The organism is Kitasatospora sp. NPDC032121 (assembly GCF_055580145.1).
In genome coordinates, this window is sequence record NZ_JBVILX010000004.1 from 276,808 (window position 1) to 289,533 (window position 12,726).

The 12,726-nt window shown below is 73.9% G+C and carries 11 protein-coding genes; 3 read left to right on the forward strand and 8 right to left on the reverse strand.

Features of this window, described 5'->3' with window-relative positions; translation table 11 throughout:
* Positions 1-201: 201 nt before the first annotated feature.
* Positions 202-753 carry a M48 metallopeptidase family protein gene (locus tag ACZ5OX_RS15205; RefSeq protein WP_392873388.1) on the reverse strand — a complete coding sequence of 184 codons (552 nt, stop codon included), beginning with the start codon at positions 751-753 and terminating at the stop codon, positions 202-204.
* 444 nt (positions 754-1,197) lie between these two features.
* Between ACZ5OX_RS15205 and ACZ5OX_RS15210 the strand changes: the two genes are divergently transcribed.
* Both ACZ5OX_RS15210 and ACZ5OX_RS15215 read left to right on the forward strand, forming a co-directional pair.
* Positions 1,198-2,286: a TOMM precursor leader peptide-binding protein gene (locus tag ACZ5OX_RS15210; RefSeq protein ID WP_465630271.1), complete on the forward strand. Its 1,089-nt coding sequence runs from the start codon at positions 1,198-1,200 to the stop codon at positions 2,284-2,286.
* A gap of 587 nt (positions 2,287-2,873) precedes the next feature.
* Positions 2,874-4,376, forward strand: coding sequence for an ABC1 kinase family protein (locus ACZ5OX_RS15215; RefSeq protein ID WP_465630272.1), 1,503 nt, complete (start codon positions 2,874-2,876; stop codon positions 4,374-4,376).
* Between the two features lie 119 nt (positions 4,377-4,495).
* Here ACZ5OX_RS15215 and ACZ5OX_RS15220 read toward each other — a convergent pair whose 3' ends face one another.
* From ACZ5OX_RS15220 to ACZ5OX_RS15235, 4 genes are all read right to left on the reverse strand, one after another.
* Positions 4,496-4,894 carry a hypothetical protein gene (locus ACZ5OX_RS15220; protein WP_465630273.1) on the reverse strand — a complete coding sequence of 133 codons (399 nt, stop codon included), beginning with the start codon at positions 4,892-4,894 and terminating at the stop codon, positions 4,496-4,498.
* On the reverse strand, positions 4,891-5,259 hold the full coding sequence (locus ACZ5OX_RS15225) for a WhiB family transcriptional regulator (protein ID WP_402401468.1): 369 nt from the start codon (positions 5,257-5,259) through the stop codon (positions 4,891-4,893). The genes ACZ5OX_RS15220 and ACZ5OX_RS15225 overlap by 4 nt, the downstream gene beginning before the upstream one ends.
* 171 nt (positions 5,260-5,430) lie before the next feature.
* Positions 5,431-5,889, reverse strand: coding sequence for a hypothetical protein (locus ACZ5OX_RS15230; protein WP_465630274.1), 459 nt, complete (start codon positions 5,887-5,889; stop codon positions 5,431-5,433).
* 279 nt (positions 5,890-6,168) lie between these two features.
* Positions 6,169-8,337 carry an ATP-dependent DNA helicase UvrD2 gene (locus ACZ5OX_RS15235; RefSeq protein ID WP_465630395.1) on the reverse strand — a complete coding sequence of 723 codons (2,169 nt, stop codon included), beginning with the start codon at positions 8,335-8,337 and terminating at the stop codon, positions 6,169-6,171.
* Positions 8,338-8,600: 263 nt separating this feature from the next.
* Here ACZ5OX_RS15235 and ACZ5OX_RS15240 point away from each other — a divergent pair, with 263 nt between their 5' ends.
* A complete protein-coding gene (locus ACZ5OX_RS15240) occupies positions 8,601-8,858 on the forward strand; it encodes a mycoredoxin (protein ID WP_329928084.1) in 258 nt (85 codons plus the stop codon).
* 122 nt (positions 8,859-8,980) lie between these two features.
* Here ACZ5OX_RS15240 and ACZ5OX_RS15245 read toward each other — a convergent pair whose 3' ends face one another.
* From ACZ5OX_RS15245 to ACZ5OX_RS15255, 3 genes are all read right to left on the reverse strand, one after another.
* Positions 8,981-9,820 carry a GntR family transcriptional regulator gene (locus ACZ5OX_RS15245; protein WP_392913666.1) on the reverse strand — a complete coding sequence of 280 codons (840 nt, stop codon included), beginning with the start codon at positions 9,818-9,820 and terminating at the stop codon, positions 8,981-8,983.
* Between the two features lie 277 nt (positions 9,821-10,097).
* Positions 10,098-11,039, reverse strand: coding sequence for an NAD(+) diphosphatase (gene nudC, locus ACZ5OX_RS15250; protein WP_465630275.1), 942 nt, complete (start codon positions 11,037-11,039; stop codon positions 10,098-10,100).
* Between the two features lie 151 nt (positions 11,040-11,190).
* Positions 11,191-12,594 (reverse strand): dipeptidase, encoded by a 1,404-nt coding sequence (locus ACZ5OX_RS15255; RefSeq protein ID WP_465630276.1) that lies wholly within the window; start codon positions 12,592-12,594, stop codon positions 11,191-11,193.
* Between the last annotated feature and the right edge of the window lie 132 nt (positions 12,595-12,726).

Here is a 12,726-nt window from a genome sequence, read left to right on the forward strand (position 1 = left end):
CGGAGCCTATTGGCCCGCGCCCCCTTCCGTCGCTCCTCCGGTCGGACCCGACCGGGCTCACGGCTCCTGCCGCCCCACCCCGTCCCGGCCTGGCCCGCGCCGCCCCCGCCTGGCCCGCGCCGCCCCGGCCTGGCCCGCGCTGGTCTGGCCTGGCCCGCGCCTGGCTCGCCCCGGTCTGGCCCGCGCCGCCCCCGCTCGCCCTCAGCCGCAGGAGGACGCCGCCGGATCCGGCCCGGTCGGGTTCGGGGCCGCGTGCCGAGCACCCGGGATGTGCGGCAGCCGGGCGGCGGAGACCACACCCTCCAGATAGCCGCGGGCCCGCTCGGTCCGCGGATAGGACTCCAACAGGGCCCAGAACGCCGGACCGTGGTCCGGCACCAGCAAGTGCGCCAGCTCGTGCAGCAGCACGTAGTCCAGCACGTACTCCGGCATGCCCTGGAGACGGTGCGAGAGGCGGATCGTCCCCTCACTCGGGGTGCAGGAACCCCAGCGGGAATTCTGGTTGGTGACCCAGCGGACCTGGCTGGGCCGGGCCCGATCGCCCAGGTAGGAGGCCGACAGCTCGCGGGCCCTGGCCATCAGGCCCTCGTCCCCGGGAATCCGCCGGGACTCCTGGGCGGCGAGCTTCTCCAGCATCTGCGCGACCCAGCGCTGCTCCTCGGCGTGCGACATCCGGGCCGGGATCAGCACGACGGTGCGGTCGCCCTCGCGGTAGGCGGAGACGGTACGGCTGCGGCGGGCGCTGCGGCGCACCTCGACCCGGCTCCGGTCCTGCGCCTCGGGGGCCGCGGCGCCGGCGGGCGGCGGCTGCGACGGGCCCGGCCTCGGCTGCTGCCGCTGGTCCGGGCGTCCACGCGTGTTCGGCCCCGCGACCTGCGACCCGGACGCTGCACGGGCACGCCGACGCGACGCCGGTGGATGGGAGTCCCGCTCGGCTGCCATGGCACACGACGTTACCCGGTACCCCTGACAGAAGTCCGCTGCCCTGGCCGGAATCTTTCATGGAGCGATCGCGAACGAAAAGTCGACGGCGGGTGTCCGGAAACCGACGCCGGGGCGGATGCCACGTTATCCACAGGGCGTGCGAACGGATGGCCCGATCATACGCGCGGACCTGTGGATAACCTTCCGCACGACATCCACGCGATGGGGCAAGCTGCGGTCAGCCGTCCGGAAACGATCGAAAGGGAGACCGTCGTGCGCCTCGCCCTCAAACCCGCGCTGTCCCGCAGCTGGCGGGACTCGGAGACCCTGCAGTTCGGCACCGTCACCCGGTTCGCCGGGGTGCTCGGCAACGCCGACAAGACCCTCTGCGACTTCCTCGCGCTGCTCGACGGGACGCGCGACCGACCGGAGCTCCTGAACGAGGGCGAACGCATCGGGCTCGGCCGCGAACCGGCCGACGCCCTGCTCGCCGACCTGGAGGAGACCGGCCTGCTCGACGACGCGGAGGCGGGCGACCGCGCACTGGCCCGTTTCCCCCAGCAGCAACGGGACCTGCTCGGGCCTGACCTCGCCTCGCTCTCCCTGGTCCACTCCGGCCCGGGCGCCGCACCGGCGGTCCTGGGCCGCCGGGCCGACGCACGGATCGAGGTGCGCGGCGCGGGCCGGGTCGGCGCCGCTGTGGCGGCGGTGCTCGCCGCGGGCGGCACCGGCACGGTCACCGTCGCGGACGGCGGCCGGGTCAAGCCCGGCGACTGCTCCCCCGCCGGGCTGCCGCCCGGGGACGTCGGACGGCTGCGCACGACGGCGGCCCGGGAGGCGGTGCAGCGCGCCGCGGGCCGGGCCCCGGTGCCGGTGCCCCGGCGGCGGCCCGGGGACCCGCCACCGGACTTCGTGGTCCTCGCGCCCCGGGACGGCAGCGCCGCCTTCGCGGGCGGGACGTACGAGGCCCGGCTGCTGCTGCGGGCCGGGGTGCCGCACCTCTACGTGGGCGTGGTCGAGGAGTTCGGCGTCATCGGGCCGCTGGTGATCCCCGGGATGTCGGCCTGCGGGCACTGCCTGGTGCTGCGGCGGGAGGACGAGGACGCGGCCTGGCCGCGGGTGCTGGCCCAGCTGGCCGACGAAGGCCCCGGCCGGGCCCGGACACCGGCCTGCGACACGGCACTGGCGACGGCGGTCGCCGGACTGGCGGCACTGCACATCCAGGTGTTCCTGGACGGCGGCCGACCGCCGAGCGTGGACGGCTGGTGCGAGGTGTCGGCCCGGGACGGCATGCCACGGCGCCTGCGGCTGCGCGGGCACCCGGACTGCGGTTGCCTGTGGCAGCCGCTGCCGCCGGGGTGAGGAACGGAGGAGAAGAAGAAGGAAGTCGAGTCTGACGGGAGCAGGCCCGGCGGCTGCACGGCTCGGCAGCCCCTGGCCTCCCCACGGCACCACGGGCACCCACCCGCCGTACGAGCCGACGGCCAGGTGAGCCCGCGGTACCGACGAACCCCCTCGCCGGGGTCGACGCCCCCAGGGGCGGGCACGAGGCCTCCCATGGCCCGCGCCCTGCCCGGGGCAGGGCGCGGGCAGGCAGCGGGCGGGGAGCCACCGCACGGGGCACAAGGCGGGCGGGTGGTGGGCGCAGGGCAGTGGGTGGTGGGTGGGTGGCGAGGGTGGGTGGGGTGGGGGGAGGGGGGAGGGGGGAGGGGGCCCCGGGGAAAGGCGACATCACACCCCTGCGCAGGAAGTCGGCCGAGCCGACTTCCTGCGCAGAACCACCACCCTCTCCCCCACCCCACCACCCCAAGCCGTCCAACTCCCCACAAAGGGAAGCCACTCCCCGCCCGCCCCGCGGAATTCCGCGGGGCGGGCGACAGGGAGCGGGCACAATGGCGTAGAGATGGTCGGCCGCCCGGAACCGGGCGGCCAGGGATTGGAGGCCCGGGGTGAGCGATCTTCCGCGCAAGGCAGTGACCCGCACGGCACGGCTCGCCGCCCTGCCGCTGGGGATAGCCGGTCGCGCCACGCTCGGCCTGGGCAAGCGGATCGGCGGCCGCTCCGCCGAGGTGGTCACCGCCGAGCTCCAACAGGCCACCGCCGACCAGCTGTTCAAGGTCCTCGGCGAACTCAAGGGCGGGGCGATGAAGTTCGGGCAGGTGCTGTCCGTCTTCGAGGCCGCGCTGCCCGAGGAGGTCGCCGGGCCGTACCGGGCGGCGCTCACCAAGCTCCAGGACGCCGCTCCCCCGATGCCCGCCGCCAAGGTGCACACCGCGCTCGCCCAGCGGCTCGGCGAGGACTGGCGCGAGCTGTTCCGGGAGTTCGACGACCGCCCCGCGGCAGCCGCCTCTATCGGCCAGGTGCACAAGGCGGTCTGGCACGACGGCCGTACGGTCGCCGTCAAGGTGCAGTACCCGGGCGCGGGCGACGCGCTGCTCGCGGACCTCTCGCAGCTGAGCCGGGTGGCCTGGCTGCTGGGCCCGCTGATCCCCGGGCTGGACGTCAAGCCGCTGATCACCGAGCTGCGCGAGCGCGTCTCGGAGGAGCTCGACTACGAGCTGGAGGCGCAGGCCCAGCACCGGCACGCCGAGGAGTTCGCGGACGACCCGGACATCGTGGTGCCGGGCGTGGTGGCCCAGGCCGACCAGGTGCTGGTCACCGAGTGGATGGGCGGCACCCCGCTGGCCGAGGTGATCGCAGGCGGCACCCAGGAGGAGCGCGACCGCGCCGGGCAGCTACTGGCGCGGTTCCTGTTCGCGGGCCCGTCCCGGACCGGGCTGCTGCACGCGGACCCGCACCCGGGCAACTTCCGGCTGCTGAAGGACGACGGCCCGGTGTCGGGCTGGCGGCTGGGCGTGCTGGACTTCGGCACCGTGGACCGGCTGCCCGGCGGGCTGCCCGCGCCGATCGGGGCCTCGCTGCGGATGGCGCTGGCCGGGGACGCGGCGGGCGTGCTCCGGATGCTGCGCGAGGAGGGCTTCGTGAAGCCCTCGATCCGGCTGGACCCGGACGCGGTGCTCGACTACCTGCTGCCGATCATCGAGCCGGCCGCGGTGGAGAACTTCCACTTCACCCGGACCTGGATGCGCGCCCAGGCGGCCCGGATCGCCGACCCGCGCTCGCCCGCCTACAACCTGGGCAAGCAGCTGAACCTGCCCCCGGCGTACCTGCTGATCCACCGGGTGACGCTGAGCACCATCGGGGTGCTCTGCCAGCTGGGCGCCAAGGCTCCGTTCCGCGCGGAGATGCTGGAGTGGCTGCCCGAGTTCGCCCACCAGCGGTCGGCGGGCCCCGCGGGGGCCGGGAACTCCGCGACGCCCGGGAGCCACGAAAAGCCCGAGGGCTACGCCAAACCCGGGAGCCACGCCAAGCCCGGCAAGCTCACCGGCCCCGCGCGGCAGGCCCGTCCGGCCCGCGAGGACGCCGAGCGGGCCCGGGTCCGCAAGGACTGACCCGGCACCGCGACAACGGCCGCAGGCCGCTCCCCTACGACGGGGAGCGGCCTGCGGCACGACGGGGGTGGACCGGAGTCCGGGAGGGCCTGCGGCGGACGGGCCCTCGGACCGGGGCCCTACATCAGCGCGACGGCGAGCGCCTTGCGGGCGCGCATCGAAGCGCGCTCGGCCCGCTGCTTGAGCCTGTGGGCCCGGACGACCCGGCTGACGAGCCGTTGGTTCTCGGCCTCGTGCCGCCTGTCTTGCATATGGGCACGGGCCAGGGATTCGTGGAGGAGTTGCATCTCGAGGATCCTGTTCTGGGTCTGACGTTCGGTGGCCTGCTCGGCGCGGGCGGTGGGATCGACGGCGGCGGGGTTCATGTCGTGGTCCTGCTCGTGGTGCTTGCTCGGGAACGGGATGCGGGCTGCGGCGTCGGCCTTGGCGGCGGCGATCCGCACGGATCGGCGGAGGGCGCTGTCCAGCAGGGGCTGCTCTCCCCGGCGGACGACCCTGGCCTCGTGGGCGGGGTTCACGCCATGACCTCGGTCTTGCGCGGACGGCCACGGGGACGCTTGCGCGCCACCACGACGCCCTGGACGAACAGCTCGCCACCCCAGACGCCCCACGGCTCACGCCGCTCCAGGGCGCCGGCCAGGCAGGCGTCCTTCACCGGGCAGGTGCCGCAGAGGGACTTCGCGTACTCGACGTCGGCCGGCGTCTCGGCGAAGAAGACCTCGGGGTCGAAGGCGCGGCAGGGGATGGGGAGACCGAGGGACTCGGCCTGCTCGATCGAGCTGAGCTGCATGGAAGGAACCTCCGGGGGGTCGGCCTGGTCGGCCTTGGTGATCTGGCTTGTCTGCGGTACGGACGGGGTGGGCGGCGTGATGACCGTGGACACTGTTGGCGTCTTCCTCGTCTTTTCTCAGTGGTTCCGACCCAGGGGACTGGTGGTGCTGGGCCGGAGGCCCCGGAGGGCCTGGGTGGTCTTGCGTACCGGACAAAACAGAAGGGCCGCGGATCCCGGTGGTGACGGGTTCCGCGGCCCTGGAGGTGCCGACCTGAGGCTGGCTCAGGTTCGTTCTCTCCAGGGTTCAGGGCCGCGGAAGGCCCACATCCGGACGGCCTTGGCGCCCATGGGGGCGACCGTGGCCTGGTTAATCTGCTGCTCGTTCTGCTTCTGGGTGTTTCCGGCACCGATGACCTGCGCATAGCCGCCATGCATGGCGGCGGCTACTGCCGCCTTCGGTGCCTGGGTCGGTCGCTCGTCGCGCAGGGAGCACGACGTGCCGAACGACGCCCAGTCACGGGACAGACCGGTCTCGACAAAGGTCCCGTCGACGCTCCTGCTGCCCGTGAGGCACAGATCAGTGTGTCCGGGACCACTGACAGCGGAGACGGCGATGACACCGGTGGTGTCGAGACCCAGACCGGTTCCACCGAGCTCGGCGAACGCCCGCAGGCGGGCGGCACGCAGGGAGGCAGCGACAACGGTCTGGCCAGTCATTTTGGTGATCATGATGTTTCCCACTGTCTTCGCCTCCTCTCGGCGTCTCGCGGAGCCTGGTCTCCCTGGCTCCGAATGTTCGGATGTCTGTCTCGGTGAAGCTCGGTAAAGCGTTGTGAAGCTCTCGGGCGAGGGGCACCGGCACAGGTTTCACCCCGTGCGACCGCGTCCCCTTGACCGCTCCGGCAGGCTATTGCGCTCCCGGTACGCGGCGCAAACTATTTTTCACGCGAGTTCTTCGGCACGACACACGACGGGTTGCGAAGCCCTCGAAGCGGCCCCGTGGACCGCGCCCGCACCGGCTCAGGCCGGATCGGCCGGACCGCCGTCCTCGACGTCGTCCGGATCCTCCTCGGGCTCCTCCCCCGCACACAACGAGAGCACGGCCGCCCCGTACTTGTCCAGCTTCATGGCGCCGACCCCGGAGATGGCGGCCAGTTCCCCGCGGCCGGCGGGCACGTCCTCGGCGATCGCCATCAGCGTGGCGTCGGTGAACACCACGTAGGCCGGCGCGCCCTGCTTCTTCGCCTGCCGGGCCCGCCACTCGCGCAGCCGTTCGTAGAGCCCCTCGTCCATCGTGGACGGGCAGCTCTCGCAGCGGCGCAGCTTGCGCTCGACGGCGTCGGTGAGCACCTTGTCGCAGACCCGGCACTTGACCGGTCCGCGGACCCGCCGAGCGGCGGAGCGCTCGCCGGGCTCGACGCCCCCTCGCCCGCCGCGTGCGCCGGTGCGCGCGCCGGGGGCGGCGGAGCCGGGGCGCAGCCCGTCCAGGAAGCGGCTGGGCTTGCGGCCGGCCCGCCCGCCCGGGGAGCGCGAGAGCGCCCAGGAGAGGGTGAGGTGCTTGCGGGCGCGGGTGACGCCGACGTAGAGGAGGCGGCGTTCCTCCTCGACCTGTTCGTCGGTCTTGGCGTAGATGATCGGCAGGGTGCCCTCGGTGAGGCCGACCAGGAAGACGGCGTCCCATTCGAGGCCCTTGGCGGCGTGCAGCGAGGCGAGCGTGACGCCCTCGACGGCGGGAGCGTGCTGGGCGGCAGCGCGGGCGTCCAGTTCGGCGACGTAGGCGGCGAGGTCGGTGTCCTGGCCGGCCGCGGTGCGGGTGCGTTCGAACTCCTCGGCCAGTCGGACGAGGGCGGCCAGCGACTCCCAGCGGTCCCGGACGGCGCCGGAGCCGGCCGGCGGCTCGGCGGTGAAGCCCCGGGTGGCGAGGACCGCGCGGACCTGGCCGGCCAGGTCGGGGGCGCCGTCGGTGAGCGGGTCGGAGGCGGCGCGGGCGGCGCCGCGCAGCAGGACGCCGGCGTCCCGGACCTCGGGGCGTTCGAAGAAGCGTTCCGCGCCCTTGAGCTGGTAGGGGACGCCGAGGTCGGCGAGGGCCTGTTCGTAGACCTCGGACTGGCCGTTGGTGCGGAACAGCACGGCGATCTCGCTGGCGCGCACCCCGGTGGCGAGCAGGTCCTTGATCCGGCGGGCGGTGGTCTCGGCCTCGGTGGGTTCGTCCTCGTACTCGGTGTAGACGGGGTCGGGGCCGGCCTCGCGCTGGGAGACGAGTTCCAGGCGGTGCCGGGCGGCCTCGCCGCGGGCCTGGGCGAGCAGTCCGTTGGCGAGGTGGACGACCTGGGGGGTGGAGCGGTAGTCGCGGACGAGCTTGACCACCGTCGCCCCGGGGTGGCGGCTGCGGAAGTTGAGGAGGTAGTCGGGGGTGGCGCCGGTGAAGGAGTAGATGGTCTGGCTGGCGTCGCCGACGACGCAGAGGCTGGCGCCGCCGTCGGGGCCGGTCCACTGGTCGAGCAGGCGCTGCTGGAGCGGGGAGACGTCCTGGTACTCGTCGACGGTGAAGTGCCGGTACTGGGAGCGGACCTGGTCGGCGATGTCCGGGCGGTCCTCCAGGATGGCGGCGGTGAGCAGCAGGACGTCCTCGAAGTCGATGTTGCCGCGGCGGCTCTTGGTCTCCTCGTAGACGCGGTAGACCTGGGCGGTCTCGGCCGGGTCGCGGGGGGCGTCGCGGCCGGACTTGGCGACGGCGGAGGGGTAGTCCTCGGGGGCGATCTGGGTGACCTTGGCCCATTCGATCTCGGCGGTGAGGTCGCGCAGTTCGGTGCGCTGGACGCGCAGGCCGCAGCGGCCGGCGGCTTCGGCGACGAGTTGGACCTTGCGTTCCAGGAGTTGGGGGACGGGGCCGCCGACGGCGCGCGGCCAGAAGTACTGGAGCTGGCGCAGGGCGGCGGCGTGGAAGGTGCGGGCCTGGACGCCGTCGGCGCCGAGCTGGCGCAGGCGGCCGCGCATCTCGCCGGCGGCGCGGGCGGTGAAGGTGACGGCGAGGACCTGCTGGGGGTGGTAGACGCCGCTGCGCACGCCGTAGGCGATCCGGTGGGTGATGGCGCGGGTCTTGCCGGTGCCGGCGCCGGCCAGGACGCAGACGGGGCCGTGCAGGGCGGTGGCGACGGCGCGCTGCTCGGGGTCGAGCCCGGCGAGCACGGCGTCCGGGCCCGTGGCGGCGCCGGGGTCGGCCCAGGGGGAGCCGTGGGGGCCGTCGTAGGGGCTGCCGCTCAAGAGGTCTTCCTGCATGCGTTCCATCCTCTCAGCCCGGGGGGACATTGCGGACGGAGTTGTCCACAGGGCCGGTGTGATCGCAGGATGATCGCTCCGCGCGGCGGTCGACGGCGTGCCGGAATGCCCGCCGTCCGGTGGACGTTTTCTCCGGAGACCGTTCGCACCTCTCTTTCGAAGGAGCCCCCTCGATGTCCGGCACCGTGACGATGTACAGCACGACCTGGTGTGGGTACTGCAACCGACTCAAGAGCCAGCTGGACCGTGAAGGCATCGGCTACACCGAGATCAACATCGAGGAGGACCCGGCGTCGGCGTCCTTCGTCGAGTCGGTGAACAACGGCAACCAGACCGTTCCGACGGTGCTGGTGACGCCGGCCGGCGGCGGCGAGCGGGTCGTGATGACGAACCCGAGCCTGCTGCAGGTCAAGAAGGCCCTGGCGGCCTGAGCCCCGCGGCCCCGGACCGGTCGGCCCGGCCGTCCCCGGCCCCCGACCCCGCCGTGCCGGGGACGGGACCGCCGGGGCCGGCGGGGTCGACGGCACCGGCGGGTCGGCGGGGTCGGCGCGCGTCACTGCGCGTCGGCCCTGGCCGGGTCGACGGGCGTGGCGGGGGCGGGCAGGGTGGTGCGGGCGCCGAGGTCGCCGACGCCGTAGACGAGCCGGCTGCGGTCGGCCGAGTAGCGGGTCTCGATGACTCGTACGGGCCCGCGCCGGTCGTAGGTGACGCGGGTCTGCACCAGCAGCGGCACGCCGGGGCCGCCCTGGAACCACTGGGCCTCCTCGGGGCCCGGCATCCGCGCGACCAGGTGGTCCACGGCGCCGATCTCGGTGCGCCCGAGGACGGCGAGCACCGCTTCGTCGCCGCCCTCGACGGGGTCGGGTTCCATCAGCGGGGTGCCGGCGGCGAGGCCGGCCCGGTAGTGGCTCTCCTCGATGGAGTACGGCTCGCGGTCGAGCAGCCGCAGCTGGCGGCGGACCACGATGGCCTCGCCGGGGCGCAGTCCGAGGCGTTCGGCGATGTCCACCCGGGCCCGGACGATCATCATCTCGAAGTCGGTGCCGAGTTCCCGTCCGGCTTCGGCGGCTTCGCCGAGGTAGACGGCGGAGGGCGCGGCGAGGCAGTCGCGCGGTGCGGGGGTCGGGCTGGGCCCGTAGGCGCGGTGGTCCAGGACGGGGTGTTCGCGCAGGTAGGTGCCCTTGCCCTGGAGGCGGACCAGGCGGCCCTCGTTGACCAGGACGTCGACGGCGAGCCGGACGGTGTTGCGGGCGACGCCGTACTGGCGCTCCAGTTCGCTCTCGACCGGCAGGGCGGCGTCAGCGGTGAACTCGCCTTCGGCGATCCGGCGGCGCAGGTCGGCGGCGAGGCGCTGGTATTTGGGGGATTGGGCGGTGCCCCGGGGGATTGTCACCCTCGTGAATGTAGCGAGCGGGGCGAGCCGGTTTCAGCGGTTTCCGGCAATATCGTCCGAGCGGGTTGACAACGGGACCGCGCCACCCCCTCCCGGTAGCAGAACTGGCCCGTCCGAACACGAACAGCTGGTCGTGGTGAATGCGGGGCGGGATTGGAGAGAAAAACGGGGGCGCATGGAATTGCCCACGCGCCCCCCTTTCGTGCGGCCCTTTCGCGCCGGCGCCCTTTCCGTGGAACCGGCGGGACCGCCGACGCGTCCTACGGACCCCACGGGGCTACCAGCGCGCCGCCGACGGCAGCGGCTCCCCGTACCAGAGCTCGACCAGGTGCCGGGCGATCGAGATGCCCGACGGCGGCAGGATCTCCCCCGCCTCCATCCCGGCCCGCAGCTCCTCGCGGGAGAACCAGCGCGCCTCGGCCAGTTCCTCGCCGTCCACGGTGATCTCGGTGCCGCCGGGCAGCGCCTTGCCCTGGAAGCCGAGCATCAGGCTGGACGGGAACGGCCAGGGCTGGCTGGCGACGTAGCGCACCTCGCCGACCCGTACGCCCGCCTCCTCGCGCACCTCGCGGGCCACCGCCTGCTCGATCGACTCCCCCGGCTCGACGAAGCCGGCCAGCGTCGACCAGCGGCCCTCCGGCCACAGCGCCTGGCGGCCGAGCAGGCAGCGGTCCTGCTCGTCGGTGATCACCATGATCACCGCCGGGTCGGTGCGCGGGTAGTGCTCGGCCGCGCAGGAGGTGCAGCGCCGCACGTGCCCGGCGCCGGCCTTCTCGGTCGGGTGCCCGCAGCGCGAGCAGAAGCTGTGCAACCGGTGCCAGTGCTCCAGCGCCACGGCGTGCACCAGCAGCCCGGCGTCCCGGTCGGACAGCAGCCCGCCGACCTCGCGCAGCCCGGCCGGGCGGGCGTCGCCGTCCAGGCGCCCGGGCAGGCTCTCGCCGGCCAGCGCGAAGTACGAGACGCCGTCCTCGTCGGTGCCGAGGAAGTACCGGTCGCCGGTCTGCGGCGCCTCGAAGGAGGGCATCAGCACGAGTTCGGTGCCCTGCGCGGTGTCGACCACGAACGCCTCGCCGCCGGCGATCGGCAGGACGCGGGTGCTCGGGTGGCTCCAGGCGGCCGCCAGCCAGGGCTCGTCGAAACGGTGCTCGGCCGCCCGGTCCACCCCGGACCGGGCCAGTGCCAGGTACAGCGGGCGCTCGGTCTCAGGCACGGTGCTCACGTCTGTTCCATCCCCACGTGGTGAATCATCCGGATGAGTGATCTGGCTGCCTCGGTGCGCGCACCAGGGGCCGTCCCCCCGGTGCGCGCGGTGGTGCTCACGCCCTCGGCGCGCGCTGCGGGGGGCACGCCCCCGGTGCGCGCTGCGGGGGTCACGCCCCCGGCCGGAAGTTCTCGGCCAGGTCGCCCCAGAGGTACGCGGCGGTCTCCACGCCCTTGGCCAGCAGGTCCAGCTCGACCTTCTCGTTGACCGAGTGCCAGCCGTCCGAGGGCACCGAGATGCCGAGGAACAGCACCGGCGCGCCCAGCACGTCCTGGAGGTCGGCGGCGGGGCCGGAGCCGCCCTCGCGGGTGAAGAGGATCTTCTGCCCGAAGGCCCGTCCCATCGCGCGGACGGTGGACTGCAGCGCCGGGTGGTCCAGCGGGGTCAGGCAGGGCCGGGTCGCGCCGGGGAAGACCAGCTCGTGGCGGATGCCCTCGGGCACCTGCCCTGCCACCCAGGCCCGCACCGCCTCGCGGACCTTCTCCACCTCCTGTCCGGCGACCAGCCGGAAGGACAGCTTGAGGTGCGCCGAGGCGGGGACGATGGTCTTGCCACCGGGGCCGGTGTAGCCGCCCCAGATGCCGTTGACCTCGGCGGTCGGGCGGGCCCAGATCCGCTCCAGGGTGGAGTAGCCGGCCTCGCCGCGGGTGCCGTACGACTTGGCGACCTTCAGCCACTGCTCCTCGTCGAAGGGCAGCTCGGCGAACAGCTCGCGCTCGGTCTCGGTCAGCTCGACGACGCCGTCGTAGAAGCCCGGGATCGCGACCTTGCGGTCGGTGTCGTGCAGGGCGGCGGCCAGCTCCGCGGCGACCTGGGCCGGGTTGGGGACGGCGCCGCCGAAGGAGCCGGAGTGGATGTCGGTGTCCGGCCCGTACAGGTCGATCTGGGCGTCGGCCAGGCCGCGCATGCCGGTGCAGACGGTCGGCGTGGTCGCGGACCACATGCCGGTGTCCGAGATGACGACCACGTCGGCGGCCAGCCGCGCGGCCTCGCGCCGGACCAGGTCGGCGAAGTTCGGCGAGCCGGACTCCTCCTCGCCCTCGATCAGCAGCTTGAGGTTGACGGCCGGCGCGGTGCGGCCGGTGGCGGCAAGGTGGGCGCGCACACCCAGGGTGTGGAAGAACACCTGGCCCTTGTCGTCGGCGGCGCCGCGCGCGTACAGCCGGCCGTCGACCACGGTCGGGGTGAACGGCTCGGTCTCCCAGCCGTCCTCCTTGGCCGCGGGCTGGACGTCGTGGTGCCCGTAGACCAGAACGGTCGGCGCGGACGGGTCCCCGGAGGGCCACTCGGCGAACACCGCCGGCAGTCCGTCGGTCTCCCACACCTCGGTCACCGGGAAGCCGGTCTCGCCCAGCTTGGCGGCCAGCCACTCGGCCGAGCGCCGCACGTCGCCGGCCCGCCCCGGGTCGGCGGAGACCGAGGGGATGGCCAGCCACTCGGCGAGGTCGGCGAGGAAGGCGGCCTGGTGCTGATCGATGTAGGAGCGGACGACGCTGTCCGGGGTTCTCGTCATACCGACGACTGTAGTTCGCCCGTGCGGGTGCCCGCCCCGGCCGTCCGGCTGCCGGGCGCCGTCGGGGCTGTAACCTCCGTCACCCCCGACCTCCGTCGCCTCCGTCCTCCGTCACCCCCGACCGTCGCCCTC